Source organism: Phenylobacterium sp., from assembly GCF_036402295.1.
GTDB lineage: Bacteria > Pseudomonadota > Alphaproteobacteria > Caulobacterales > Caulobacteraceae > Phenylobacterium.
Genome location: NZ_DASWTE010000228.1, coordinates 1 through 25,751 on the forward strand (window position 1 = coordinate 1; position 25,751 = coordinate 25,751).

Here is a 25,751-nt window from a genome sequence, read left to right on the forward strand (position 1 = left end):
TGAGCCCCTCGGCGCCGCGGGTCTCGTCGGGGCTGAACTGGCGGCGGTCGGCCGGCGGCGGGTAGGGATCGTTGTCGACGCCCCGGTGGACGGCGAGCTCCACGTCGGGGCCCAGCGCGGCGGCCAGGCCTTCGGCGAGGGCGCGGGTCTCCTCCGTGGCGACCTGCGAGCTGCCGCCGCCCTGGAACATGGTGCGGACCGCGTTCGGCCCGATCAGCGCCACCCGCTTCAATCCCGGACGCAGGGGCAGCAGCCCGCCGTCGTTCTTCAGCAAGGTCATCGCCTCGCAGGCCGCCTCGAACGCTACGGCCCTGTGCCGCGGCGTCCGCAGCTCGCCCGCCGGCCGCGGTCCGTCCATCAGCCCCGAGCGCACGATCAGCCGCAGCACGCGCCGCGCATTGTCGTCGATCTGGCCCTCGGCGACCTCGCCGGCCTCCACCGCCGCCAGCAGCCTGTCGCCGAACCACTTGGCCGGCCCCGGCATCTCCAGGTCCATGCCGGCGTTGGCCGCCGGCGCGGTCGAGCGCACGGCGGTCCAGTCGGAGACCACCATGCCCTCGTAGCCCCACTCGTCCTTCAGGATGCCGGTCAGCAGGCCGCGGTGCTGCGAGGCGTGGGTTCCGTTCAGGCGGTTGTAGGAGGCCATCACGGTCCAGGGATCGGCCTCGCGCACCACCCGCTCGAAGGCGGCGAGGTAGATCTCCCGCAGCGTCCGCTCGTCGACGCGGGCGTCCACCTCGAACCGCTCCAGCTCCTGGTTGTTGGCCGCGTAGTGCTTGAGCGAGGCGCCCACGCCCTCGCCCTGCAGCCCCCGAACGTAGGCCACGCCCATCACGCCGGCCAGGTAGGGGTCTTCCGAATAGGTCTCGAAGTTCCGGCCCCAGGTGGGGATGCGCATGATGTTGATCGTGGGGGCCAGCACCACCTGGTCGCCCAGCGCCAGCGCCTCGCGGGCGATGGCGGCGGCGACGGCGCCCGCGGTGTCGGGGTTCCAGGTCGCGGCCACGGCGACGCCCACCGGGAACACGGTGGCGGGCGTGCCCTTGATCGAGCGCACGCCGGTCGGGCCGTCGGTCATGTTGAGGCTGGGGACGCCCAGCCGCTCGACCCCGTGCAGCGAGAACGAGCTCGCGCCGGCCAGCAGCCGCACCTTCTCCGCAAGCGTCAGCTGCGCCAGCAGCTCGTCGGTCCGCGCATCGAGAGAATTTGCCGCCATCTCGCCTTCACATCCCCGCCCGTTTCGGAAATGGTGCCCGCCGCCGAACGAGTCGAGGGAAATTGCGATGAAGACGCGCGCCGCCGTGGCCTTCGAGGCCAAGAAGCCGCTGGAGATCGTGGAGGTGGACCTGGAAGGTCCGCGGGCCGGCGAAGTGCTGGTCGAGATCAAGGCCACCGGCATCTGCCACACCGACGCCTACACCCTGGACGGGTTCGACTCGGAGGGCATCTTCCCCTCGATCCTGGGCCACGAGGGCGCGGGCGTGGTGGTGGAGGTGGGGCCGGGCGTGACCTCGGTGGCGGTCGGCGACCACGTGATCCCGCTCTACACGCCGGAATGCCGGCAGTGCAAAAGCTGCCTCAGCCGCAAGACCAACCTCTGCACCGCCATCCGCGCCACGCAGGGCAAGGGCCTGATGCCCGACGGGACCAGCCGGTTCTCCTACAAGGGCCAGCCGATCTACCACTACATGGGCTGCTCGACGTTCTCGAACTACACCGTCCTGCCCGAGATCGCGGTGGCGAAGATCCGCAAGGACGCCCCGTTCGAAACCGCCTGCTACGTGGGCTGCGGGGTCACCACCGGTGTCGGCGCCGTCGTGAACACCGCCAATGTCGAGCCGGGCGCCAACTGCGTGGTCTTCGGCCTGGGCGGCATCGGTCTCAACGTCATCCAGGGCCTGAAGCTGGTCGGAGCCAACATGATCGTGGGCGTCGACATCAACCCCGACCGCGAGGAATGGGGCCGCAAGTTCGGCATGACCCACTTCGTGAACCCGCAGCGGGTGCAGGGCGACCTCGTGGCCCACCTCGTGGAGCTCACGGGCGGCGGGGCCGACTACACCTTCGACGCCACCGGCAACACCACCGTCATGCGCCAGGCGCTGGAGGCCTGCCACCGCGGCTGGGGCCAGTCGATCATCATCGGCGTGGCCGAGGCGGGCAAGGAGATCGCCACGCGGCCTTTCCAGCTGGTCACGGGCCGGGTCTGGAAGGGCACGGCCTTCGGTGGGGCGCGCGGCCGCACCGACACGCCCAAGATCGTGGACTGGTACATGGACGGGAAGATCCAGATCGACCCGATGATCACCCACAAGATGCCGTTGGAAGACATCAACAAGGCCTTCGACCTGATGCACAGGGGCGAGAGCATCCGCAGCGTGGTGGTCTATTGAGCTGCCTTAAATCGAGGGAGAGAACGACAATGGCTGGGTTTACCCATGTCACCGTAGGCACCAATGATCTCGCGAGAGCTCGCGCCTTCTACGACGAGGTCCTCGCGACCCTGGGCTGGTCGCGGGTCGCCGACCTTGGTGATAACGGCTCGATCTGGGGGGAAGGCAAGCCCAGCTTCTTCGCCCTCAAGCCCGCCAACGGCAGACCCGCGACGGTGGGCAACGGCGTCACCGTGAGTTTCGAGGCGCCCGATCGCGCTGCGGTGAAGGCGTTCCACGCGATCGCCCTGGCCTTGGGCAGCCCGGATGAGGGGGCGGTCGGCCCGCGCGGCTGGGCGCCCAACGCCTTCGCCGCCTACACGCGCGATCCCGACGGCAACAAGCTGGCGGTCTACAGCTTCACGCCCGAATAGCCGCGACACCGGCCTGCGGAGGGCGCCGCCGTGAGCTATGCCGGCACGCTGGTCGATGGGGAGGGGGCCTGGACCGTCTCTCGGCGCCAAGCCCTTCGTCGATCTGGCCACGGCGAGATTCTAGGCGATGCCCACGGGTCGACGCCTTGCAGCTATCGACCATACCAACCGCTGCCGGCCGGTCTCGCATCGCAGGCTTTCATGTCCAGCAGGGGCGCTCTGGCCCGTAGGTCTGCCGGCCAGCGTGGAGCCTGCACCTACCTGAAGCCCGGGCGCCTGCGCCACAATTTCACGTCGACATAGGCCGCCTCCGCCTTTCGACACCCCTTCTGGCCGTTCCCTCTTTCGCCGACCTCGGCGCCCAGCACGCCGGCGGATCCGTCCCCTGAGGCGTCGCTCGTCGGTTGCCGCATTGGCGAACAGCTGCCGCCCTAATAAGTATCATATGCTAGCGAAAAGGCGGCGTCTCTCGGAGTCGGCCTGAGACAACGGCTGAGGTGGTGCGGGAAGAAAGATTAGGAGTTTGCGTAACCTGCGGGCAGAATTGGGGTCGACGTCGTCCGCGCAACCCTCTTGCTAAGAGGTAGTAGATACTATTATAACGCGTCGTTCGCCGACAGGGTCCGACGAGTAGCTCATGGCCTCCTGGCGGCAGTCGATCCGGCAAGGACGCCGCAAGGGAGGGGAACGTGAGATACGAACTGATGGGGTGCGCCTCGGCGCTGGCGCTGTCTCTTGCGGGAGGCGCTGCAGCGGCCGCCGCCGATGCACCGGCCACTGAAGTCGGCGAGGTGGTCGTGACCGGATCCTTCATCAAGGGGACTCCGGAAAACGCCGCTCTGCCGGTCGACGTCATCTCGGCAGATGAGATCGCGCGCCAGGGCGCTCCATCTCCCCTGGAGATCATCAAGGCGCTCCCGGTGAGCGCCGGGGCCTTGGGCGAAGCTGACCAATTCACCACCAACCGCGGCGCGAACGCCGACGGCCAGACCACGGTGAACCTGCGTGGCTTCGGGCCGGAGCGCACCCTGGTCCTGCTCAACGGCAAGCGTCTCGCGCCCACGGACAAGAGTTACGTGGACGTGAACACTATGCCCTTGGCCGCCATTGGACGTATCGAGGTGCTGAAGGACGGGGCCTCAGCCGTCTACGGCTCCGATGCGATCGGAGGCGTCGTCAACTTCATCACACGCAAGAATTTCGACGGGCTCGAGCTGGCGGCCGACTATCGTCACATCCGCGGATCGGATGGCGACTATACCGGCAGCCTGCTCTGGGGCTGGAGCGGCGAGCGCAGCAGCATCCTTCTGGCGGCGAGCGTGCAGCAGCGATCCGCTCTGCCCCTCGTCGAGCGCGATTGGGCGATCCGCGATTACAGTGCGAACCCCCAAGGGGGGTGGACCGGCGGCGGCAATCCCGGCCGCTTCACGCCCCTGAGCGGCTTCACGCCTGTGGGACCCTCCACCGTCGATCCCGGCTGCACACAACTGGGCGGCGTTCAGAGCCGGCCGGCCGCGACGCCCTCAGGCTTCGGCATTTGCCGGGTGCAATACACGCGCTGGGACAACCTGGTGGAGACGCAGACGCGCTACCAGCTCTTTGCGCAGCTGGACACGAAGCTTACCGACGACATCACGTTTCACCTCGACGCCCTTTACGCCAGCGCCGACGTTCCGCACGCCAACACATCGCCCTCCTACGTCCCTTCGCGCGATGTGCCGGCCAACATCCTGCCGGCCGGGTTCCCGGATGTGAACACCGCCGCCTCGCCGCCGACCGCAGGGGGCTACTACGTGCCCGGCGACAATCCGGGTCTGGCCGCCTTCCGCGCGGCGAATCCCTCTGTCTTCCCGGCGGGCACGGACGGCGTCCTGTTGGAGCTGGGCACTTGGCGCCCGTTCCTGGCCGGCGGGACGCCGTTGAACGGCTACGGTCCGGCCCAGGTCCACTTCAATCGCGAACAGGTCCGGGTCTCGGGCGAGCTGCAGGGCAAGCTGCCCGACAACTTCGTCGGGCACGACATCGAATGGACCTTCGGCGTGACCTACGGGAAGTACGTGTCGCTGATCGAGACGCAGGACGCGGTCAACGTGCGGCTTGGGCTCGCTTTGCGCGGGCTCGGCGGTCAGGGCTGCGACTACCGCACGGGCGTCCCGGGGGTCGGGCCCTGCAAGTGGCTCAACCCCTTCTCCAACGCCGTCCCCGGCGCGCCTCGCAATGGCCTGACCAATCCCGGGTACAATCCGGCCGTCGCGAACAACGACCTCGACCTGCTGAACTGGATTTATCCCCGCGGCGGCTACGAGTTCACCAACCAGCTCCTGCAGTGGGACGTGGGCCTCACCGGCACGACCGGCATCGAGCTGCCCGGCGGTTCGGTCAAGTGGGCGGTGGGCGGCCAGGTTCGTCAGAACGACTTCCGCGCGACGTACACGACCTTCTTCAACACGCAGCTGTCGCCCTGCGTCGACACGCCTCTGAACGGCAACGGCGCTTGCTTTCCCTCGCCATCGAGCCCGCTGGTGTTCGAAGCCTACGGGACGCCTGTGGACCTGAGCCAGGACGTCGGCGCGGTCTATGGCGAGGTGAACGTCCCGCTGCTCGAGACCCTCAACCTGGCGGTCGCCGCGCGCTATGAAGACTATGGGCGCGACGGCGGCTCGACCTTCAATCCCGAAGCGCGCGCCAAGTGGCAGGCGACGTCGTGGCTCGCATTCCGGGGCTCGATCGGCACGACGTTCCGGGCCCCGCCGCAGCTGTCGCTCGCCCCGATCAGCGAAGTCACCGGCCAGAACATCTTCGGCACCTTCATTCCCGTCGAGATCCGCGGCAATCCCGACCTCAAACCGGAGAAGGCCCGCTCCTTCGGCCTCGGGGCCATCGTCGAGGCGGGCGGGTTCCGCGGGTCGATCGACTACTGGAACTACCGCTTCAAGGACTCCCTTACGAGCGAGCCGCTGAACAACGTCCTCGCCGCCGCCTTCGGCCCCGACGGCGGGCCCTGCACCGGGGATTCTGCCTTCATCGAAAGCCATTTCGGGTTCAGCTCGGGGTGCGATTCGAGCACCATCACGCGCGTGACCACGACCCAGATCAACGGGCCGCGAATCAAGACCTCCGGCTTGGACTTCATCGGCGAGTACACCTGGCCGGAGGTGGCCGGCGGTGAACTGACCCTGGGCGGCACCGCAACCTATGTGCACGAATACAAGATTGGCGCCCTGGTTGTCGGCGGCGTGGCGGACGAGAGCTCGGCGTTCGACGCGGTCGGCAAGGCGAACATCGACACCGTCGCGTTCCCTTTGCCCCGCTGGAAGGCGCAGGCCTATCTCGAGTTCACGCGCGGGCCGCACAATCTGCGGATCACCGGACGCTACACGAGCAGCTACCGCGATCAGCGCGCCGAGCTGTTCCAGTACACGCGGTCCTTCCAGACCGGGACCATGGCCGAGTGCGGCGGCTTGACGGCCGCGGGCATTCCGGCCGTGACCTCGGCGCGCTGCGGCACAATCTCTGCCGGCCAGAAGCTCCGCGCTGCCCTGCTGTTCGACCTTGCCTATCAGGTCAAGCTGCCGTGGGACACCACGGTCACCGCCGCGATGACCAACGTCTTCGACCGCGACCCGGGCTTTGCCCGCACGGTCCTCAACTACGACAGCCTGACGGGAGACCCGTTGGGCCGGACGTTCAAGATCGGCGTCCGGAAGTCGTTCTGATGATTGGGCCGGTGAGGCGACGCACTCGGCTCACCGGCTCGTGCTTGATGCCGCCACTTCGGTGGCGGCGGCGCTTGCGCCGACCCTCAGGCGCGTTCGTGTGATGCGCTCGGCCCGCCTGCCACCGAACGGGGGAGGGTGCGTGCGGTGAGTAGGCGGAGGGGATCCGCTCGTCTGTTCAGCTCGGCCCGACCACTTGGACGCGCGCGGGCGCAAGGGGATCGGCTGGAGTGGACGGGACAGGAGCGGCGATGAGCGCACCCCACATCGTCATTGTAGGTGCGGGTCACGCCGGCGGGACCGCTGCGGCGCTCCTGCGTCAGTACGGCTACGGCGGGCCGATCTCTCTGGTCGGCGAGGAACCCATCCCGCCCTACCAGCGCCCGCCGCTCAGCAAGGCCTGGCTGAAAGGTGAGGCCGACGCTGGCTCGCTGGCGCTGAAGCCGCTGGCGTTCTACGCCGAAAACGGCATCGACTTCCGTCCCTCGCTGCGCGCCACGTCGCTGAACCGCGGCGAGAAGACCGTGGCGCTGTCGGACGGCTCGGCGGTTTCCTACGACACGCTGATCCTGGCCACCGGCGCGCGGGCGATCGCGCTGCCGATCGAGGGCAAGGACCTGGCCGGCATCCTGTTCCTGCGCACGGCCGCCGACGCGGAGGCGCTGAAGGCCACCGTGGGTCCGGGCAAGACGCTGGCCGTGGTGGGCGGCGGCTACATCGGGCTGGAGGTCGCCGCCTCGGGTCGCGCGCTGGGGGCCGAGGTGGTCGTGCTGGAGCGCGAGGCGCGGATCCTGGCGCGGGTGGCGTGCAAGGCGCTCTCGGACTTCTTCACCGGCTATCACGAGAAGCACGGGGTCACCTTCGAGCTCGGCTGCTCGGTGGTGGGCTTCGAGGGGAGGGACGGCCACGTCAGCGGCGTGAAGCTGGCCGACGGCCGCGTCATCGCCTGCGACGCCGTGGTGGTGGGCGTGGGCGCCCATCCGAACGACGAGCTCGCGCGTGACGCCGGACTGGAGTGCGCCCGCGGCGTGGTGGTGGACCTCGACGCCCGCTCGGTCAGCGACCCGAACGTCTTCGCTATCGGCGACGTGGCCCACCGGCCGATGCCGATCTACGACCGCATGTTCCGCATGGAGAGCGTGCCGAACGCTCTGGAGCAGGCCAAGCAGGCCGCCAGCGCCGTCACCGGCCGGCCGCGCCCGTTGGGCGAGTGCCCGTGGCAGTGGTCCGACCAGTACGACCTGAAGCTCCAGATCGCCGGCTACGCCTTCGACGTCGACGAGATCCTGATCCGCGGCGATCCCGCGACGGCCAGGTTCGCGGTGTTCCACCTGAAGGGTGACCAGGTGCAGTCGGTCGAGGCGATCAACGCGCCGCCCGAGTTCATGATGGGCAAGATGCTCATTCTCAACCGCAAGCCCGTGAATAAGGCGAAGCTTGCGGACACTTGCGTTTCCATGAAAGAGGTCACCGCCTAGGCGCGGTCAAATGGGCAGGCGCAGCGACAAGACCGAAGACCATTCCGCGACGCGGCCGGCCGCACGAACGACCCCCGCGCAGAGCCGCGCGCGCCGCACTGTTGAATCGATCTTGAGCGCGGCGGCCGAGCTTCTTGGAGAAGTGGGGGTCGAGCAGTTGTCGACCAACCTCGTGTGCCGGCGCGCGGGCATGACGCCGCCCGCACTCTATCGCTACTTTCCGGACAAGTATGCGATCCTCAGCGAACTCGCCCGACGGCTTCTAGACGCCCAGGCCGAAGCTGTGTTCGCCTGGGTGGACGCGGGCGGGCTCGAGCCTTCCCACGGGGAGGACGCCGTCGCGAAGGCCGAACGCCTGCAGCAGCGGCTCAACGAGATCACCCGCCACGCGCTCGGCGGAGTCTGGATCCTGCGTGCTCTGGGCGCCGTCCCGCGTTTGCGCGACATCCGCATCGCCGCGCGTGACGAGGTCGCCAGGCACATCGCCGCGCAGCTCTCCCAAGCCTACCCAGGCGCGCCGGAGAGCGAACTCCTTCGCGCCGCTCGTTTGACGGTGGAGCTTTCGTACGCTGTCTCTGAAATGGTTCTCGTCGAGCCGGTCTCCGAGGAGCCGCGCATCAACCAAGACATCGCCTGGATGGTGACCACCCACTATCAGCGGCTGGCGCGTCTGGCCGTGGACAGGAGCTAGGCGCCGCCCACGGCCCGACGGCTCAACCGAGGCGCTCGTTCGGCGGCAGGCTCGCTCGCACGCGGTTGAGCGCCGCGAACGCCTTGTCGGCCGCCTTGAGCGTCGTTTCGACGTGTTCGTCGCCCATTGCGGTGTTGATGAACATGTTGTGCCAGGGATGCAGGTAGACGCCTTGCTTCAGCATTTCGGTGCACCAGAAGAAGCCGGCGCGGAAGTCCGGGTCCTCGGTGAACCGCATCAGCGGCATGGTCACCGGCCCCGTTTGGTTGAAGCCCACCCCATGTCGCGCGGCCACTTCGTCCAGGCCGGTGCGCAGCTTGCCGCCGATGTCGTTAATCCGATCGAGGTAGGCGCCGTCCTTGATGCGATCCATCACCACCAGGCTCGCCGCCATCGAGGCCGCCGCGAACCAGTACGAGCCGGTCACGAAGATCTCTTCGATTCCCGGCCGGGCCTTGGCGTTGCCCATCACCGCCGAAAGGCAGTGGCCGTTCGCGATGGCCTTTCCCCAGGCCGACAGGTCGGGCGGCGCGCCCAGCACGTCCCAGATGCCGTCGCGCACGACCCGGAAGCCACTGCGCACCTCGTCGGTGATGAGAAGAGCGCCCGCCGCATCGCAGATCGCGCGAGCGGCCTGGGCGTACTCGGCGCTCGGCATCTCCTGATCCAGGAAGGTGTTCTGGTTGACCGGCGTCGCGATGATGGCGGCCAGGTCACCGCCCGCCTGCGCCGCGGCGGCCCTGAGGCTTTCGACATCGTTGTAGTCGAACCACACCTGGTGGCCTCGATCGGCCTCGGTCGTACCCGCTGGCCTCGGCGTGCACCAAGGCGCAGTGCCGTGATAGGAGCCTCGGGCGCGCAGGATCGTCGCACGCCCAGTAACAGCCCGCGCCGCCATGACCGCCGCGGTCGTGGCGTCGGTGCCGTTCTTGCAGAAGAGCGCCCACTCCGCGTGGGAGACCTGCGCCACCATGGCTTCGGCGAGCTCAACGAGGAGCGGCGTCGGACCCGTCAAGGTGTCGCCAATTCGCAGCTGAGCGATGTAGGCGTCGTCGATCTCCCGATCGCCGTACCCGAACAGGTTCGGACCGAAGGCGCACATGTAGTCGATGTAGCCGCCCCCATCGACGTCCCAGATCATGGCGCCCTCCGCGCGGGCGAAGAACTGCGGATAGGCCTCAGGCAGCATCCGGGTCGACAGGTGACCGTACACGCCGTTCGGCACGACGGCCTTGGCACGCTGCCGCCAGACCGCGTCCTGAGAATTCGCTTTGTTCAACATCATCCCTCGCTTTCTGTGATAGCAAATGCTATCATAGACCTCTCGCCAAAACCAAGCGCGGATTCAGACGCTGGGCGAGGCTTTGAAACGAAGGCCGCCTGCCGGCCCCGGCGCATGCCGGTCGTGCGGGCAGCGCGATAAAGCCGCCGCCGGCGACCAAGAGGTCAGCGCACGTCGGCGGGAGAGGGAGGGAACAGTGCTTGAGCTTGCGGTCCTGGCCGATGATCTGACGGGAGGCATGATCATCGCCAGCAAACTGGAATCGGCCGGCGTGATCTGTCCGTTGGTGACGGACGCCGAGCATATTGCCGACCTTCCGACGAATGCGACGGCGGTCGTCCTCGCGCGCAAGATCCGCCTCGTAGCGCCCCAGATCGCGCGATATGAGGCCAAGGTGGCGGGCGCAGCTTTCGCGATGCGCGGCGCCAAGACCGTGTACTTCAAATACAGCGCGCTGTTCGATTCCAACGACCAGGGCAATATCGGCCCGATCGCCGACGCACTCATGTCCGTGACCGGAGCGCCACGAACCCTCTTCTGCCCCGCTTATCTCGATCGCGGGGTGACCATGTACCAGGGACACATCTTCGTCGGCTCGACACTGCTGTCGGAGTCCGCCAAGCGGCTCGATCCGGTAAGGCCTGCGACCACCTCTGACATCGTCGCCAAGCTGCGCGGTCAGACGAGGCGGTCCGTCGGACTCGCCGACCGCCACATGCTGAACGCTGCGACGCCCTCGATCGGCGAAGCGCTGGAGGCGCGACCGGACACCGCATTCTGGGTCATGGACGCCATCGATGATGCGGACATCTCGCGCATCGCAGCCCTCGTCCGCACATGGCCCCTCGTCACGGGCGGCGACTCCCTGCCGCCCGCGATCGTCAGCGATCGCCGCGGGGGCGCAGCCCCGCAAGCCGGCAGCGGCCGTCGGCTGCTCCCGCAGGCCTCGGGGCATGAAGCGGTCATCGCCGGCAGCTGCGGTCAGGCGACGAGGGACCAGCTGTGCGCCTTTCGTCAGCGGCATCCCGTCTGGCACGTCGACCTCGTCCGGGACAGCGACAACCCCGCGCTCGTCGAGACGATCGTGGCCTGGGCGGCTGAGCGTCTGCCGGTCGGGCCCGTCGCGATCGCCACCTCCGCCGATCCGGCCGGGGTGATCGAGGCGCAGGCGAAGTTCGGCGCCGAGGGGGCTTCGGAACGGGCCGATCGACTGCTGGCCAAGGTGGCGGTTCGCCTGCGCGACCTCGGCGTGGGCAAGCTCGTGATCGCCGGCGGCGAAACATCAGGCGAGATCCTCGAGGCGCTGGGCGTGGGGCGGCTCGAGGTCGCCCGCTACGACGAGCTGTTCGGAGGCTACTGCCATGCGCCCGGCCCGCGGCCGATGTCGTTCGTGCTGAAGCCCGGCAGCATGGGCGATCCGCAGTTTTTCTTCACCGCGCTTGAGCGCCTCAGAGAGGCCGAGCGCCAGTTGGTCGAGGGATGAGCACCATGTTCAAAGGTTCGGAGAAAGAAGCGCGGGCGGAGCTCGTAAGAGCTTACAAGGAGGTGGTCGACCTTGGGCTGACTGAGCTCTCGTCGGGCAATGTCAGTCTCAGATTCGGCGAGGGGATGCTGATCTCGCCGACGGGGGCCAGCGGCGACACGATCAGCGAGGACAATGTCGTCTACATCGGCCCCGACGATAGCTGGGAAGCCGGGCAGAAGCCCTCCAGCGAATGGCAGCTCCACGCGCGCGTCTACCGTGGCAGCGGCGACACCAACGCCATCGTTCACACCCATTCGGACTACTGCGTCGCGGTCGCCTGCCACTGCAAGCCGCTGCCGGGCTTCCACTACATGGTCGGCATCTTCGGGGGCGATGATGTCCCCTGCGTGCCGTACAACACCTTCGGCAGCGACGAACTCGCCCGTGATGTGGCGGAGGCCCTGCAGACGCGGTCAGCCTGCCTGATGGGTAACCATGGCGCAACGGCCCGGGGCCGGACGATGGACGCGGCGATCAAAGGGGCCCTTCGGCTGGAGATCTCCTGTCGTCATTACATCCACTCCCTGGCGATGGGGGAGCCGCGACTCCTGACAAAGGACGAATGGGCCGGATTCCACCGGCGGATCGGCAATACCGGCTACGGGAAATAGCGGCCTCGTCCAGCTGGCGGCGCGGCGCGTCCGTCGCTTCGGCGCTCGGGCGGGCGGCGCGCCTTCCGTGCGATCCGAGGTCGGAGTTGCAGCCCGGGCCACCCCCTCAGCGACGGCGCGCATCTCGCGGGTCGGTTTGCGGCCATGGCGATGGCGCGGTCCATGCTCGACGCGCTGATAGGTATCGGCCTCGACATCGGGAACGCGTCGGAGGTCGAGGCATGGCTCCGCGGCGACGTCATGCGCCAGCTCCCGCGCCTGCCGGTTGTCGGCCGGCGCCGACCTGGGGGACGCAGCCTGGCGGTTGACCCCAAAAAATGGATGTGATTACTTCCATTTTGTGTGGAAGCGGGCCGGCCGAGTGCTTGAGCCCCGAAGAAGGTTCTGGGCCTCATGATCGCAGCCGCCCCATTCTGCGCGCCATCGCGGCCGATCCAGAGGTTTCGCCCCGTGGCGGCGTACGGCCATTTCCGCAGGCTGATCGCCGACAAGGAAGACACGGCGCAGGTTTTCTATATGGGCGAGTGCCTGCCCAGCCGCCGGTTTCGCAGCCTCGCGGAGGCGTTCTGCGGCAGCGAGGCGGGGCGGGCGCTCATGGCGTCCGAGCCCGATCTGGCGGACCTTCTTGACGACCACGAAGCCCTTCTGCGCCTGCCGGCCGGCAGCGTGGCCCACGCCTATGTGGACTTCATGCGGCGCGAAGGGCTGTCAGCGGCGGGGCTCGTGGAAGCCAGCACCGTGCCGGGCATCGCGCGGCATGCCGACGGGTTGCAGTGGTTCACCGACCGCCTGCGCGACCTGCACGACCTGGCCCACGTCCTGACCGGTTACGGCCGCGACGCGCTGGGGGAGCAATGCGTGCTGGGCTTTACGAGCGCGCAGTATCACGACCGCACCGAGTGGATTATCGCCTGGCTGGGTGCGCTGGAGATGCGCTTCGCCGTGAAGACGACGGCGCCCTTCCTTGCGGCCATCCACGAGGCGCGCCGGCATGGCGCGGCGGCCGCGAAGATCTATGGGCAGGACGTCCGGGCGCTGCTGGCCGAACCCCTGGACGAAGCCCGGGCGCGGATGAGCATCCGAAAGCCTCGGCAGTATGACCTGGCGCATAGGCGCCTGCGCGAGAGCGGCCTGGATCCGTACTCTGTGTTGGCGCTCGCCGCGACCTGATGGCCGCTGCGCCCGGATCAGGCCTGGACGTACTGCTGCAAAAGGCCGACCAGGATCCGCTTGAGTTCGGCGACCAGAAGGTCGGCGGCCGCGGGCTCCGATTGCAGGGCGATGTCCAGCAGTCGATTGGCGGTTTCGATGATCGCCAGGCAAACGATCTCCAGCCGGCGGTCGTCGAGCGAGACCCCCAGTTCGCGCAAGCCGGTCGCCAGGTCGTCCTGCAACTCCTGGCTGACCCGCTGGTCGATCGCCCGCAACTCCGGCGAGGCGAGGCTGGCGGCCCGCAGCGCCGCGTAGCCCCGGTGTCGTCTCGCCGCTTCGTAGTAGCCGTCGATCGCCCGATCGACCCCGGCGCGCCAGTCCGAGCCCGACTGGCGGCGCAGGTCGCCAATCCAGCTGCGCTCCAGCACGCTCGCGCGCTCCGCCATCGCCACCAGGATCGCCCATTTGTTCGGGAAGTAGCGGTAGATCGCGCGCACCCCGACGCCGGCCCGCTGCGCCAGCAAGTTGGTGTTGAAGCCGTCTACCCCGACGTCTTCCAGCAGTTCGGCGCTGACCCGCAGCAGGCGCTCCATCGTCGCCTGACTTCTGGCCTGCTGCGGCCGGGTCCGAAGGGACAACTCGGGAGCGGACATGCCGGGGCGTTACCACTCGATTGTCGGAGGGCACAACGGCTATCGGCGCCAACGGCATTCGGAGATCACCGCGGCTGAGCCATCCGCACGGGTCGATCGAGATCCCAGGGGTATTGTTCCGCGTCCCCAGAGCCTCAGCACAGAGGCCCGTCAGGTCTTGTGCGGAGCCCGCGCTTTGAGCGTCGGTTCGGGGGCGAAGCCCTGACGCCGACCCCGGGTGCTCGCTGGTTTTGAACGGCGGGCGAGGGGCGCCTCAAGGGGGAGGGCCATGGGCGAGCGCGACATGTTGCAAGCCCGGAAGAGGCCTCTAAGCGCAGCGCCTCATTGGCCGTAAGGCGCCGCTTCTACCAAAGCACACTGGGTCGTCGCAGCTCGGACGCAGCAGAACGGGTCAAGCGGAAATCGATGTTGTTGCAGTAGTAAATGCTATGATAGAGATCGGCTACCCGTCAGCGATGCTGACGACGAAGCGCGGCGGAATGGGCAAGGTGCGAGGGAGAGCGAGATGTCGGAGACTGCGGGGACCGCCACACCCGAGGCGCTGGATATCGGGTCGCTGCCGTCGCTTTCGGACTACGGTTACGACGGAGGCCGCGATGCCTACCGGCGCTTCTGCGCCAACGTCTTCAAGTCGGACCGACCCCGTTTTCTGCGCAGCGACCGCGGCGAACTGGTCATGTTCCGGCACGCCGATCTCCGCGCCATATCGACCGTGCCTCAGCTCACGACGCTCGCGCCCACCCAGCTGTTCGGCGGCCTGCTCGCCGGGCCGCCTGCGGAAGACCCGCCGCTCGGCCTTGCGATGGCTGACCTGATCAAGAACCAGCTCTTCAGCGCCAATGCGCCGCTCAACCCGGTGCTCCGGCGGATCCTTCTCAACCAGATCGGTCCCAAGCCGACGGCGGCGCTGGCCGAGCGCACCCGCCGCCTGGCGGCCGACATCCTCGAGGCGCTTCCGGAGGGGGCGCCGGTCGACCTGGTCCGTGACGTCGCGGAACCATTGATCGGCCGCTACTGGGGTGGCCTGATCGGCATGACCGACGAGGAGGCGCTCCGCGCGGCCGCCGAAGCCCGCAAGATGACGCCGATGCTGTTCCTGCGGCAGACGCCCGAGTCCATCGCCGAGGCCGATGCCGCCGCCAAGGCTTACAGGGCGACGGTCGAACAGGCGTCGGATCGGAGCCTGGCCGCCGGCAGTCCCGTCATGACGAAGATCACCGAGGACTTGGCCGGCGTCGACATTCCCGACGACCTCGACCACGTCGGCTATGTTCCCCGGACCGCGGGCGCCTTCCTCGCCGGCAACCTGTTCGACGGCTTCCACACGGCGGCGCTTGCCGCGACGAACACGATGTATGCCCTGCTACGCCGTCCGACGATCCTGGCGGAGCTGCGGTCCTCGCCGGAGAAGGTCGCTGCCGCCGTGAGCGAGTGCCTTCGCCTCGAGCCCCCGGTGATCCACCTCAACCGCTTTGCGCACGAGGACATCCTCTACGACGGCTACCTGATCCCGAAAGGGACGCGCGTCCTGATCATGTGGGGCGTCGCGGGGCGCGACCCGGCGGCTTTCCCGGACCCGGCCACCTTCGACCTGTCGCGATCGCATCAGGGGTCCACCTCATTCGGCGGCGGGCCGCACATCTGCCCTGGGCGGTTCGCCGCAAGCCTCATGGCCAAGAGCCTGGTTGAGGCGGTGCTTCAATCCGGGCTGTCGATCCGTCTCGTCGAGCAACCCGACGACTGGATCGACAACAACGCCATGTGCCAGCTGCGGCGCTTACCCGTCGTCCTGGAACGCCTGGCGAAGGCTTAGGCGCACGCCTGATCTGAGCTCTCACACAGAAACACACCGGGGCCTTGAGCCCCGACGAAGGGGTGTCGAATGCGGATTGGGACCGTCACCGAAATCAAGAAACTCGAACGCCGGGTGGGCCTGACGCCCGCGGTCGTCGCCACGCTCGTCGCCCGCGGCCATGAGCTGTTCGTCCAGGCCGGCGCCGGCGCCGGCGTGGGCCTGTCGGACGGCGACTACGCCGCCGCCGGCGCCAAGATCCTTCCCGATGCGCCGGCCGTGTTCGAAGCCGCCCAGATGATCGTCAAGGTGAAGGAGCCGCAGGCGTCCGAGATCGCGCTGCTGAAGCCGCACCACGTGCTCTTCACCTACCTGCACCTCGCGCCCGATCCGGACCAGACCAAGGGCCTGATGGCCTCGGGCGCCACCTGCATCGCCTATGAGACCATCCTCGACGAGAAGGGTGGCCTGCCGCTGCTGACCCCGATGAGCCAGGTGGCGGGCCGCATGGCCGCCCAGGTCGGCGCAGCCTACCTGCTGGCCCCGGCCGGCGGCCGCGGCCTCCTGATGGGCGGCGTCCCCGGCGTGGCGCCGGCGAAGGTGATCGTGCTGGGCGGCGGTGTCTCCGGCTTCAACGCCGCCGAGATCGCGGTGGGCATGCGCGCCGACGTCACCATCATGGACATCTCGCCCTCGCGCCTGGCCCAGCTGGACGCCCACTTCGAAGGCCGCGCCCGCACCATGCTGTCGTCGCGCGGCGCCCTGCTGGAACTGCTGCCCACGGCCGACCTGGTGATCGGCTGCGTGCTCGTGACCGGCGCCGCCGCGCCCAAGCTGATCCGTCGCGAGGACCTGAAGCTGATGCGCAAGGGCTCGGTGCTGGTGGACGTCTCCATCGACCAGGGCGGCTGCTTCGAGACCTCCAAGCCGACCACCCACGCCGAGCCGACCTACGAGGTCGACGGCGTGGTGCACTATTGCGTCGCCAACATGCCGGGCGCCGCCCCGCTGACCTCCACCTATGCGCTGGGCGCGGCGACGACACCGTACGTGCTCGCGCTGGCGGACAAGGGGGTCGAGCGCGCGCTGGCCGAGGATCGCGGCTTCGCCGCCGGCCTGAACGTGGTGGGCGGCCGCGTCGCCCACCCGGCGGTGGCAGGATCGATGGGATTGCCGCTGATGCCCGCCTAGCGAGGACGGGCCTCGCCGCACAGCGCGGAAGGGAGCCTGAGAGGAGGCGTGCGGCCATCCTCGCGATGGGTCTAGCGGTCCGTCTCGACGAGACCCGCTCGTCCCTCGCTCAGCGCCTCGCGCGCGGCCTTGGTCGCCGCATGGGCGCCACGGCCGAGGAACAGGCCGTCGCTGCCGACGGTGATCAGCTGAAAACCCATCTCCGCCATCCGCGCGCCGTAGGCGGGGCTCATGTTCTGGATGCCGGCGAGCCGGCCCCGCGCCTTGGCCAGGTCGAGCAGGTGTCGGTAGATGTCGAGGATCTGCGGTTCCTCGCGATCGAGGGCAGGCGGCAACCCCAGCGAGAAGGCCAAGTCGGACGGGCCCACATAGATGCCGCTGATGCCCTCGACGTCGAGAATCTCCGCGGCGTTCTCCACGCCCTCCGCCGTCTCGATCTGCGGCAGGATCAGGATCTCGTCATTGGCGATGCTCTGGTAGGGCGAGAGGGTCCCGTAGGCCGCAGCGCGGACGGGACCGTTCGACCGCATGCCCATGGGCGGATAGTAGCAGGCGCGGACGAGGGCGCGGGCCTCTTCGGCCGTGTTGATCATGGGGACGATCACGCCCCAGGCGCCGGCGTCCAGGACCTTGCCCAGGATGCCCGGCTCGCTCCACGGCACGCGAACGAGGGGCGTCACCGGATACTTCTGGCAGGCCTGGATGCAGGCGACGGCCGAGGCGTAGTCGTGAAGACCGTGCTGCATGTCGAAGGTGATGCTGTCCCAGCCCCCTTGGACCAGGAACTCGGCCGCGAACGTCGAGGGCAGCAGCGACCAGGCGTTCAGCGCCACCTTGCCGGCCAGGAGGTGCGCCTTAAGCGGATTGCTCACGTGTCGTTCCTTTGCGTTGCGGTCTGGCGCGGGTTCAGAAGTAGGTCCGAATGGACTGGACGACCTGGTAGTCGTCGTCCACGAGGTGCAGCACGCGCCACTTGTCGAAGGTCAGGCAGGGGTGGGAGACGCCAAAGCCCACCAGGTCCCCCACCTGCCAGGGGCTGTCTTCCGGCACCGACATGATGCAGTGCTGATCGTTCAGCGCGAGCACCTTGTGGTGATCCGGCGCAGCCTCGACCTTGCGCGTCTTTCCCTTGGGCCGGCACCAGCCCACCGGCACGGGAAGGTGGTCGTAGGAGATGTCCCGCTTTCCGAGCGCCACGATGGCGCGCCCCGGCTCCGGCCGCGACTGGACATAGGCCCAGACTTCAAGGGCGGGCTCGAGCTCGCCCAGCCGGTCCGCCAACTCCGGCGCGCGCGACTTCAGCTGGTGGAACAGCTGAGTATACATCACAGAGTCATGGGTGAGGTAGCAGCCGCTCCGCAGGATGACGGCGTGTTCCTGGCCGATCTCGATCGCCCCAAGCCGCTTCGACACCAAATCGAAGAAGGCCGAGCCGCCGGCGGTGAAGATCACTAACCCGGGCGCGAACAGCTTCTCTTGCGCGCACGCCTGCGCCAAATCGACCATCTGCCCGAGGAACGCCTCCACGCGCGCAATGGTCTCCGGCTCCGTCGGGCCGCGGATTATCCCTTCGAAGCCCTCGACGCCCGCAAGCGCGATCACATCGCTCAGTTGCGCGGCTCGGCGGGCCACCGTCAGGGCGGCCTCGACGCTCCGGCACCCGGTCCGGCCACCCTCGAACCCGATCTCCACAAGAACGCGGAGCGGGCGGTCGAGCGCCCAGGCGCGCGCCGCAGCGGCGAGCTCTTCCAGGTTCTCGAGGGAATCGACCAGGCAGTGGAATTCGAACGCAGGATCCCGCTGGATCTCCGCCATGACCCAATCCATCGCAGACCGGCCGACGAGCTGGTTGGCGAGCAGGATACGCTGGAAGCCGAACGCACGGCCGACATGCAGCTGGTGTGGCGTGGAGAGGGTGATGCCCCAGGCGCCGTCCTCGATCTGAAGCGCAAACAGCGCCGGGCTCATCGTCGTCTTCCCGTGCGGTGCGATCCGGCAGCCGGTGACGTCGAGAAAGCCCTTCATCCATCGGCTGTTGTTGTGCAGGGCCGCCCGCTTGATGACTGCCGCTGGCATCGGCAGATCCTCCCCCAGAAGGCTCCACCGCTGTTCTGAGACCTGATCGAGCGCGACCTCGACCCGGCCGGGCGCGCCCTTGTCGCAGGGCTGCAGGGGCAAATCGGCCGCAAACCGACGAAGCTCAGTCATGACGTCTCAGGGGTAATACATATCTAGTCTTTGCTATATATGATTTGAGGGGGTGCGCAAGACGTTGGGCCGTCGGTGGTTTGCCGACCCTGGACGGGGCCGAATGTCATCGGGAGCCGACGTGACATAGTTTTATGTAGATGCGTCTGGGCGCGTTCGGCTACCGTGAGGTTCGACGCGGTTCGGATCGACCCGAGCCCCTTGCCTCCCGGAGATCAGTCAGCATGGGCAACCTCAGGACCCTTCAATCCGACCTGTCCTTCGGTGAGGCGCCGCGGTGGCGTCCGGGAGAGGGCCTTTATGTCTCCGATATTCACGCAAACCGGATTCTCCGGTTGAGCGAGGAAGGTGGGGCCGAGGTGGTCGCCACGTTCGACGGACCGGTGTCCGGCCTCGGCTGGCTTCCCGACGGCACGCTGCTCGTCGTCTCCATGCATGACCGGCGGTTGCTACGGCGTGAGCCGGGTGGGACGTTCAGAGTGCATGCGGACCTCTCGGGGATTGCGACGTGGCATGCCAACGACATGGTCGTGGCGGCGGACGGCACGGCCTATGTCGGCAACTTCGGATTCTCACTGACGCCCAGGCTGGAGGTTAAGCCCGCCAAGCTCGCGAAGGTCACGCCGGACGGCCGCGCGAGCGTGGCAGCCGAAGGCCTGCTCTTCCCGAACGGATCCGTCATTTCGCCGGACGGCCGTACGCTGATCGTTGGCGAGAGCGCCGGACGGCGCCTGACCGCCTTCACCATCGACGACAATGGCGAGCTCAGCGACCAGCGCGCCTGGGCCCCTATGCCGGAGGGCGCGTTCCCGGACGGGATCTGCCTGGACGCCGAGGGCGCCATCTGGGTAGCGTCGCCGCCAACGCGGGAGGTGCTGCGCATCCGCGAAGGCGGTGACGTCCTGGAACGGATTCCCACCGAGCAGATGGCGATTGCGGCGATGCTCGGCGGCGCCGATCGCCGCACCCTCTTCATCTGCACGGCCGACAGCACCGATCCCGAGTACTGCCTCGCCAACCACACGGCGCGAATCCTCGCCGTGGAAGTGGACGTGCCGGGGGCCGGCTATCCTTGAACGGCCTCGCCCCGACCCGCGAGCTCAGCGCGAGGCCCGTCGCTGGTTCAGGTTCGCGGCTCCGGTCACCTCGCCCTGATCGACGAGCGCCTTCAGCATCCGCGGGTTGGTGCCCACCATCCTCACGGTACGGGCGCGCTGCGGGGGCATGAAGACCTCGATCTTGCGCCTGTGCATCGCATCGAGCACCACCTCGGCCACGAAGTCCGCCGTCACCGAACGGGAAGAGAAGCAGAGCGGGGCTTCGTCACTCGCCGCCTCCTGCTCAAGCATCGGCGTTTCGGTCGACGTCGGGTGAACGATCGTGAAGTTCAGGGGCTCCTTCCGCTGCTCGAGCGCCAGGGCGTGATGGAAGGCGCGGAGCGCGTGCTTGGCGGCGGCGTAGCTCGCCAGCCCCGGGAACGGCAGGAAGCCGGTCATGCTGCAGACGGTGACGAAGTGGCCTCGGCCGCGCGCCTTGAACCGCGGCAGGGCGGCGAGCATCCCTTTGAGGGGGCCCATGAAGTTGACGTCGAGGGTCTGCTGGTGTCCTCGCACGGGCACGTTCTCGGCCCGCCCGACGTGCACGACCGCGGCGTTGTTGATGAGGACGTCGAGCGGCCCGAACCGCTGCTCGACCGCGTCCAGAGCCCGCTGCCAGGCCGCCTCGTCCGTGATGTCCAACGTCACGGCCATCGACGCCTCGCCTAGCTCGTCGGCCAGGGCGCTTACGCCGGCCGTATTGATATCCGCGAGCCCGACACGGTGCCCCGCCGCCACGGCTTGGCGGGCGATCGCCGCGCCGATGCCCTGCGCGGCGCCCGTGACGAGCAGGGTCCGAGATTCGATCTTTCTTGCCATGGCCGTCCCATTTCACTTCGTACGCAGCGCCGACGGCCGTCGTTTGGGCTCAGAGCCCAACGCCACGTCCCCGAGCTGAACGCTATCAGCAATAGGGGCCGGAAGGGTACATAGCAATCACTATATGAAGATTCTCTAGCAGCGCGAGGCCTGCCGCGGCCTGCGGGGCTAGGCTGACTTTTCCCTCAGCGAGCGACTTGGAGGCGGCCTCACGACCCTCTCCTAGCCGGGCTAGCAAAGGCTAGGTCGGTTCGTCGCTGATGAGCGAGAGGGTCATCATTCGCGCCGCCTCGCGGAACAAGGCCTCCCGAGGGAGCCGATCCTCTTCCAACGCCAACTCGTCTACCATCCAGCCGAACTCGGAGCGGATCCGGAGCCTCTGCCACAACAGGTCGGCATCCATGTCGGGGAAGGCGCGCCGGTACACCTGGAAAAGCCGATCCGTGTTCATCCGCTGTGACTCGAGCCGGACGTGGGCCAGGTTGGGGAGCGCCTTGAGGGCCCGCATCGTCCAGATGGCGCCGGGCTCTGTCGCGACGATGTCGGCGGCGATCCGGAACCAATCCGCAAGAGCCGCCGTGCGCCGCTCGGCATCGAGCCAGCCGCCTTGCTCGAAGAGCCAGATCGCATATGCGTCGTTCTGGCGCTTGAGCAGCCGGCGAGCCAGGACCTCGAGGATCTCATACTTGTCCCGGAAGTAGTGATAGAACGCCGGTGGCGTCACATTGGCGCGCGTGCAGATCGCGTTGGAGGTCAGCCGCTCGAACCCGACCTCTCCCAATATCTCGCCCGCGGCCTGGACGAGCTTGTCGTAGGTTTCCTTTGGCTTGCCGGACAGGGGCGGGGGCCGCGGGGGCGTGCGCTCCTGCGACGTCTCCGCCACCTTGCCCGGCGATCGCTTTCGTCTCGTCGCAGTCATGAAGTCTCAAAGATTCCTGTCGGGTTGCCCAGAGTGGACCATTGATGCCGTGGGGCCGCAACGCCCCGCCGTCGGCGAGGTGCCTGACCCGGTCTTACCGGGATTGCCACGTCCCTCGCCATCTGCGCCTAAACGACCGCGGATCGGCCCAGGCGGACGTGGCCGCACGCCCCTACGCCCAGTCCGGCCAGGATTTCGCCCGCGAGCCCGCGCTCTTCGCTGGGCACATAGCGGTCGTAGGCGGCCTGGTTGGCCGGTCCCAGGCCATGCTCGCCACTGAAACTCCCCCCGAACTCGTGCACGGCGAGGTCCAACAGCGCGTCCCGTACCGAATGGAGCTCGTCCTTTGAGGTGGTCGCCGGCGCCACAAGGTTGAAGTGTACCCCGCCGTCGGCGACATGGCCGAAATCGCAGACTTCGGCGTCGGTCCCCAGCTGCGCCAGCAGCCGCAGAGCCGCCTGGCGGAACGCGAAGACGCGATCGCGCCGGAAAGCCAGGTCGAGCCCGACCACTTGGCCACCGCGACGAAGCCCCTCGCTCAGACTGTGGCGAAGGGACCAGAGCGCGGAGGGTGGAGTCACCAGCACGTCCTGAAGGAGCGTGTCGGGCCCCTCGACCAACGGGGCCAGGACCGAAAGAAGCGCCTCGTCAAGCTGCAGGGTGGAAGGCGAAAGGGTCGTCGAAAGCTCCAGCAGCAAGGCGTAGGCCGGCGCAGGCCCGCCGAAAGGGTTGCGAAGGCCGGGAACTTCGTCGAGCGCCCGGCCCATGGCCGCGCCCGACATGCCTTCGAGCGCGGAGATGAGTTCTCCGGCCTCGCGCTCGAGGCGCGCAACGATCTCCGGGGTCTTCTCCGGGTGCGACGGGACGAGCAGGGCGGCAGCCGTCTGTCGCGGCAGGGGATGGACCTGCGCTGTGACCCTCGTGATCACGCCAAAGGCGGCTCCGGCGCCCACCACGAGGTCCTTCAGCGACAGGCGCGTGTTGTCCTTCCGGAGCCCCGCGCCGAGTCTCACGACGGGCGCATCGTCCTTAGCCAGGACGATCTCGAGATCCAGCACCTGAGCGCGCATGTCGCCGTAACGAAGGAAGCGAGCACCGCCGGTGTTGGTCGCGGCCATGCCGCCGAGCATCGGATCGGCGCCCAGATCGATGGGCAAGAAGAGGCCGTAGGGTTCCAGGGCGTCGTTGAGAGCCGAAAGCCGCACCCCGGCGTCCGCGGTGACCGTGCGGTCGAGCGGACAAATGTGGTGGACGGTCTTCAGACGATCCACGGACAGAACAATGTCCTGTCCGGAAGCGTCCGGGGTGCCGCCGAGCGCGAGCCCCGTGTGTCCGGCCTGGGGGATCACGCGCAGTCCCCGGGCAAGACAGTAGGCCAGCACCGCAGACACCTCCGCCGCGTTCGCCGGGCGCACGACTGCAGCGGCGATGCCGCTGGGGTAGCGCGCCGGGGTTTCATAGCTGGCTCGGGCCGAGTCCGTGACGATCCCGGCGGCCCCGACGCGACGTTTCAGCTCTTCGATATCGCGCTCATCAGGCGTGTTCACCACTTCCGGGCGCATGCCGTCCTTCCTTACCCACTTCCCGCCGGGCGGGCCAGCGAGCTCACACTATAAGGCCGCAACATCATGTAGCAATTGCTACCAGCATCGCGTCGCGCTGCACGCGGATCGCCGCCCCTTGGACGCTGCTCGACGCTTCGCACGGAACGTAACGACGAAGGCAGCACGAGGCCGGCGCGCGGAACCGGACCCCAGGTCCTGTCTTGACAGGGGTTGAGGCATAGTAATGACTACATGGATCGCCCATATGGAGTCTAACGGATGCAGGTCGCCGGTGAACGCGAGCCTGGCGCAGATGGAGCGCTGGCCTGGATCGGACCGCGGCCCACCGGGCTTGAGATGGTCGCCATCCTCACCATCGGCACCATGGGCATGCTGATTTGCGGGGTTCAGCCGGTGCTGCTTGGGGCGCTTCTCGCCGACCAGCGCCTGAGCGCCGCCGAGCTCGGCTGGGCCACGACATCCGAGTTCCTGAGCCTGGGCGTGATGATCACCGCCGCGGGCGCGGTTCTCAAGCCCACGCATATGCGGTTGAAGATGGCTGCCGCCGCCAGCGTCGCCATCGTCGCCGACATCCTGGTCCGCCAGCACTCCGGTTTCGCCGTCGTCCTCAACCGGGGGGTCGCAGGCCTCGCCGAGGGCCTGATGGTCTGGTGCGCCGCCTCGATGATCGCGCGATCCTCCGCGCCGGCGCGGTGGGCCGCTGTGTTCCTGACCGCGCAAGGCGTCACGCAGCTGGCGTTCGCGGCGGCTGCGCCCGTGACGGTCATCGCCGCCTTCGGCGCGAACGGAGGATTCTATGCGATGGCGGCGACAGCCGGCCTTGCGCTCCTGATGGTTCCGTTCATCCCGAACAGCTTTGTGGACCTGCCTCCCGCGCCCAAGCGCGAGGGGTCCGTTCGCGGCTATTCGGCGGCCTCATTGCTGAGCCTGGCCTCGGTGTTCCTGATCGCCGCCTTCTCCATCGGCCTGTTTGCCTATCTCGCCCCGGTCGCGGCCCAGGCGAAGATCGATGGTCCGGGCCTGGGCCTGATCGTCTCCGTCGTCCTCGCAACCTCGGTCGCCGGCTCCACCGTCGCAGCCTTCGCGGCAGCCCGGATTTCGTTTTTCTCGGTCTTCGTCATCTGCCTCGTCGTGAACGCCATCGTCCTCCTGGTCCTGGCCCAGCTCCCAGGGCTCGTCCCCTTCGCGATCGCGGCCGGGGTCTTCGGCTTCTTCTGGCTCCTGTTCCTTCCCTTCCAGCTCCCGTTCGTCATCGAAACCGATCCGACCCGGCGCATCGCCGTTATCGTGCCGGGGGCCCAGCTGCTCGGCGGTTCGGCCGGGCCGCTCTTCTGCTCCTTCCTGGTGAACGACGTGGAGACGAGGGGCGCGCTCGTGGTGTGCGCAATCTGTTTCGGGACGGCGTTCCTGATGTCGCTGGGCGTTCACTTGCAGCATCTGCGGACCGTGCGTTCGGCCGGGGTCGCGCCGGCGACCTGACACGCAGCCCTGGCCCCTCGACGGCCTTCTCCTTCCTCCGCACTCCGCAGTCATGGCGCGGATGCGAAAAAACTGCCCGGGGCGTCGGCCACGGGCACCTTTCTCGAACGGCTTCCAGCCGACTGCGCCGGACCTGACCGGAGGCGCACGCCATCACCCGGGAGATCGAGCCCGTGGCCCAAGAAGAGGAGCCAGACCTATGTCCGAAGCGCGCCCGAGCGACGGGAGCCCAGCTGGAGGAGTCGGCCCCTATCAGCGTCTGACGGCGCTGGGCCTGACGCTGCCGCCGCCTCGGCCCCCGGTCGCGAACTTCCGCCCCGCAGTGGTGGAGGGCGACCTGGTGTTCCTGTCGGGCCAGGGCCCGGTGGATGCGACGGGCATTGTGTTCAAGGGCAAGGTCGGGACCGACCTGACGCTGGAGGACGGCTACAAGGCCGCGCGCCTCACGACGCTCAACCTGCTGTCAGCCTTGGAGGTCGCGGTCGGCTCCCTCGAACGCGTGAGGCGGATCGTCAAAGTGTTGGGCATGGTCAACGCCGCGCCGGATTTCACGGCCCATCCGCCGGTGATCAACGGGTGTTCCGACTTCCTGATCGAGGTGTTCGGCGAGGCCATCGGCGCGCACGCCCGCTCCGCCGTGGGAATGGGTTCGCTCCCAGGGCAGATCGCGGTCGAGATCGAGATGATCGTCGCCGTTCATCGGGACTGAGCCCTCGCCGCCGCGCTGTGTTGTGGAGGGCGCGTCCCGCGGCCAGGGGCGCCTCAGC

Annotated in this window: 22 protein-coding genes; 14 read left to right on the top strand and 8 right to left on the bottom strand. The window is 68.1% G+C overall.

Translation table 11 applies throughout. The features are described 5' to 3' along the window. On the bottom strand, window positions 1-1,216 hold a 1,216-nt coding region (locus VGD44_RS13980), incomplete at its 3' end, for a glycoside hydrolase family 3 protein (RefSeq protein ID WP_331088053.1). Between the two features lie 67 nt (window positions 1,217-1,283). On the opposite strand from VGD44_RS13980, the gene VGD44_RS13985 reads away from it, so the two are divergent. From VGD44_RS13985 to VGD44_RS14005, 5 genes are all read left to right on the top strand, one after another. Further along, a complete protein-coding gene (locus VGD44_RS13985; protein ID WP_331088055.1) occupies window positions 1,284-2,393 on the top strand; it encodes an S-(hydroxymethyl)glutathione dehydrogenase/class III alcohol dehydrogenase in 1,110 nt (369 codons plus the stop codon). A 29-nt stretch (window positions 2,394-2,422) separates the two neighbouring features. Then, entirely contained in the window at window positions 2,423-2,806 is a 384-nt protein-coding gene (locus VGD44_RS13990; protein ID WP_331088057.1) for a VOC family protein, read from the top strand. 689 nt (window positions 2,807-3,495) lie between these two features. After that, window positions 3,496-6,522: a TonB-dependent receptor plug domain-containing protein gene (locus VGD44_RS13995; RefSeq protein WP_331088059.1), complete on the top strand. Its 3,027-nt coding sequence runs from the start codon at window positions 3,496-3,498 to the stop codon at window positions 6,520-6,522. A 251-nt stretch (window positions 6,523-6,773) separates the two neighbouring features. Continuing rightward, entirely contained in the window at window positions 6,774-8,000 is a 1,227-nt protein-coding gene (locus VGD44_RS14000) for an NAD(P)/FAD-dependent oxidoreductase (RefSeq protein ID WP_331088061.1), read from the top strand. Between the two features lie 10 nt (window positions 8,001-8,010). Continuing rightward, on the top strand, window positions 8,011-8,691 hold the full coding sequence (locus VGD44_RS14005; RefSeq protein WP_331088063.1) for a helix-turn-helix domain-containing protein: 681 nt from the start codon (window positions 8,011-8,013) through the stop codon (window positions 8,689-8,691). 22 nt (window positions 8,692-8,713) lie between these two features. Here VGD44_RS14005 and VGD44_RS14010 read toward each other — a convergent pair whose 3' ends face one another. Further along, window positions 8,714-9,973 carry an aminotransferase class III-fold pyridoxal phosphate-dependent enzyme gene (locus tag VGD44_RS14010; protein WP_331088064.1) on the bottom strand — a complete coding sequence of 420 codons (1,260 nt, stop codon included), beginning with the start codon at window positions 9,971-9,973 and terminating at the stop codon, window positions 8,714-8,716. A gap of 196 nt (window positions 9,974-10,169) precedes the next feature. Here VGD44_RS14010 and VGD44_RS14015 point away from each other — a divergent pair, with 196 nt between their 5' ends. From VGD44_RS14015 to VGD44_RS14030, 4 genes are all read left to right on the top strand, one after another. After that, complete coding sequence (locus VGD44_RS14015; protein WP_331088066.1) at window positions 10,170-11,456, top strand: four-carbon acid sugar kinase family protein; 1,287 nt, start codon at window positions 10,170-10,172, stop codon at window positions 11,454-11,456. A 5-nt stretch (window positions 11,457-11,461) separates the two neighbouring features. Next, entirely contained in the window at window positions 11,462-12,109 is a 648-nt protein-coding gene (locus tag VGD44_RS14020; protein WP_331088068.1) for a class II aldolase/adducin family protein, read from the top strand. Between the two features lie 162 nt (window positions 12,110-12,271). Continuing rightward, a complete protein-coding gene (locus VGD44_RS14025) occupies window positions 12,272-12,436 on the top strand; it encodes a hypothetical protein (protein ID WP_331088070.1) in 165 nt (54 codons plus the stop codon). 66 nt (window positions 12,437-12,502) lie between these two features. Then, window positions 12,503-13,279 carry a Coq4 family protein gene (locus VGD44_RS14030; RefSeq protein ID WP_331088072.1) on the top strand — a complete coding sequence of 259 codons (777 nt, stop codon included), beginning with the start codon at window positions 12,503-12,505 and terminating at the stop codon, window positions 13,277-13,279. Between the two features lie 17 nt (window positions 13,280-13,296). Here VGD44_RS14030 and VGD44_RS14035 read toward each other — a convergent pair whose 3' ends face one another. Continuing rightward, on the bottom strand, window positions 13,297-13,854 hold the full coding sequence (locus VGD44_RS14035; protein WP_331088074.1) for a TetR/AcrR family transcriptional regulator: 558 nt from the start codon (window positions 13,852-13,854) through the stop codon (window positions 13,297-13,299). Between the two features lie 565 nt (window positions 13,855-14,419). Here VGD44_RS14035 and VGD44_RS14040 point away from each other — a divergent pair. Further along, a complete protein-coding gene (locus VGD44_RS14040) occupies window positions 14,420-15,727 on the top strand; it encodes a cytochrome P450 (protein ID WP_331088076.1) in 1,308 nt (435 codons plus the stop codon). A 69-nt stretch (window positions 15,728-15,796) separates the two neighbouring features. After that, window positions 15,797-16,897, top strand: coding sequence for an alanine dehydrogenase (gene ald / locus VGD44_RS14045; protein ID WP_331088080.1), 1,101 nt, complete (start codon window positions 15,797-15,799; stop codon window positions 16,895-16,897). A gap of 71 nt (window positions 16,898-16,968) precedes the next feature. Here ald and VGD44_RS14050 read toward each other — a convergent pair whose 3' ends face one another. Together VGD44_RS14050 and VGD44_RS14055 are read right to left on the bottom strand one after the other, a co-directional pair. Further along, on the bottom strand, window positions 16,969-17,769 hold the full coding sequence (locus VGD44_RS14050) for an HpcH/HpaI aldolase family protein (RefSeq protein WP_331088082.1): 801 nt from the start codon (window positions 17,767-17,769) through the stop codon (window positions 16,969-16,971). A gap of 34 nt (window positions 17,770-17,803) precedes the next feature. Continuing rightward, window positions 17,804-19,105: an amino acid deaminase gene (locus tag VGD44_RS14055; protein ID WP_331088084.1), complete on the bottom strand. Its 1,302-nt coding sequence runs from the start codon at window positions 19,103-19,105 to the stop codon at window positions 17,804-17,806. 224 nt (window positions 19,106-19,329) lie between these two features. On the opposite strand from VGD44_RS14055, the gene VGD44_RS14060 reads away from it, so the two are divergent. Beyond that, the gene (locus tag VGD44_RS14060; protein ID WP_331088086.1) at window positions 19,330-20,181 is read left to right on the top strand and encodes an SMP-30/gluconolactonase/LRE family protein; all 852 of its coding nucleotides are present in this window, start codon (window positions 19,330-19,332) and stop codon (window positions 20,179-20,181) included. Between the two features lie 24 nt (window positions 20,182-20,205). Here VGD44_RS14060 and VGD44_RS14065 read toward each other — a convergent pair whose 3' ends face one another. The 3 genes from VGD44_RS14065 to VGD44_RS14075 form a co-directional block, all read right to left on the bottom strand. Beyond that, on the bottom strand, window positions 20,206-21,021 hold the full coding sequence (locus tag VGD44_RS14065; protein ID WP_331088088.1) for an SDR family NAD(P)-dependent oxidoreductase: 816 nt from the start codon (window positions 21,019-21,021) through the stop codon (window positions 20,206-20,208). 241 nt (window positions 21,022-21,262) lie between these two features. Beyond that, on the bottom strand, window positions 21,263-21,940 hold the full coding sequence (locus VGD44_RS14070) for a TetR/AcrR family transcriptional regulator (protein ID WP_331088091.1): 678 nt from the start codon (window positions 21,938-21,940) through the stop codon (window positions 21,263-21,265). 128 nt (window positions 21,941-22,068) lie between these two features. Next, on the bottom strand, window positions 22,069-23,502 hold the full coding sequence (locus tag VGD44_RS14075) for an FAD-binding oxidoreductase (RefSeq protein WP_331088093.1): 1,434 nt from the start codon (window positions 23,500-23,502) through the stop codon (window positions 22,069-22,071). A 261-nt stretch (window positions 23,503-23,763) separates the two neighbouring features. On the opposite strand from VGD44_RS14075, the gene VGD44_RS14080 reads away from it, so the two are divergent. After that, a complete protein-coding gene (locus tag VGD44_RS14080; protein WP_331088095.1) occupies window positions 23,764-24,984 on the top strand; it encodes an MFS transporter in 1,221 nt (406 codons plus the stop codon). Window positions 24,985-25,183: 199 nt separating this feature from the next. Next, on the top strand, window positions 25,184-25,693 hold the full coding sequence (locus VGD44_RS14085) for a RidA family protein (RefSeq protein ID WP_331088097.1): 510 nt from the start codon (window positions 25,184-25,186) through the stop codon (window positions 25,691-25,693). Window positions 25,694-25,751: the final 58 nt, after the last annotated feature.

Excerpts from the sequence above, each read along its gene's own strand:
- VGD44_RS13985 (WP_331088055.1), top strand. The coding sequence starts at position 1,284 with ATGAAGACGCGCGCCGCCGTGGCCTTCGAGGCCAAGAAGCCGCTGGAG.
- VGD44_RS13990 (WP_331088057.1), top strand. The coding sequence starts at position 2,423 with ATGGCTGGGTTTACCCATGTCACCGTAGGCACCAATGATCTCGCGAGA.
- VGD44_RS14000 (WP_331088061.1), top strand. The coding sequence starts at position 6,774 with ATGAGCGCACCCCACATCGTCATTGTAGGTGCGGGTCACGCCGGCGGG.
- VGD44_RS14005 (WP_331088063.1), top strand. The coding sequence starts at position 8,011 with ATGGGCAGGCGCAGCGACAAGACCGAAGACCATTCCGCGACGCGGCCG.
- VGD44_RS14010 (WP_331088064.1), bottom strand. The coding sequence starts at position 9,973 with ATGTTGAACAAAGCGAATTCTCAGGACGCGGTCTGGCGGCAGCGTGCC.
- VGD44_RS14020 (WP_331088068.1), top strand. The coding sequence starts at position 11,462 with ATGTTCAAAGGTTCGGAGAAAGAAGCGCGGGCGGAGCTCGTAAGAGCT.
- VGD44_RS14025 (WP_331088070.1), top strand. The coding sequence starts at position 12,272 with ATGCTCGACGCGCTGATAGGTATCGGCCTCGACATCGGGAACGCGTCG.
- VGD44_RS14030 (WP_331088072.1), top strand. The coding sequence starts at position 12,503 with ATGATCGCAGCCGCCCCATTCTGCGCGCCATCGCGGCCGATCCAGAGG.
- VGD44_RS14035 (WP_331088074.1), bottom strand. The coding sequence starts at position 13,854 with ATGGAGCGCCTGCTGCGGGTCAGCGCCGAACTGCTGGAAGACGTCGGG.
- VGD44_RS14040 (WP_331088076.1), top strand. The coding sequence starts at position 14,420 with ATGTCGGAGACTGCGGGGACCGCCACACCCGAGGCGCTGGATATCGGG.
- ald (WP_331088080.1), top strand. The coding sequence starts at position 15,797 with ATGCGGATTGGGACCGTCACCGAAATCAAGAAACTCGAACGCCGGGTG.
- VGD44_RS14055 (WP_331088084.1), bottom strand. The coding sequence starts at position 19,105 with ATGACTGAGCTTCGTCGGTTTGCGGCCGATTTGCCCCTGCAGCCCTGC.
- VGD44_RS14060 (WP_331088086.1), top strand. The coding sequence starts at position 19,330 with ATGGGCAACCTCAGGACCCTTCAATCCGACCTGTCCTTCGGTGAGGCG.
- VGD44_RS14065 (WP_331088088.1), bottom strand. The coding sequence starts at position 21,021 with ATGGCAAGAAAGATCGAATCTCGGACCCTGCTCGTCACGGGCGCCGCG.
- VGD44_RS14070 (WP_331088091.1), bottom strand. The coding sequence starts at position 21,940 with ATGACTGCGACGAGACGAAAGCGATCGCCGGGCAAGGTGGCGGAGACG.
- VGD44_RS14075 (WP_331088093.1), bottom strand. The coding sequence starts at position 23,502 with ATGCGCCCGGAAGTGGTGAACACGCCTGATGAGCGCGATATCGAAGAG.
- VGD44_RS14080 (WP_331088095.1), top strand. The coding sequence starts at position 23,764 with ATGCAGGTCGCCGGTGAACGCGAGCCTGGCGCAGATGGAGCGCTGGCC.
- VGD44_RS14085 (WP_331088097.1), top strand. The coding sequence starts at position 25,184 with ATGTCCGAAGCGCGCCCGAGCGACGGGAGCCCAGCTGGAGGAGTCGGC.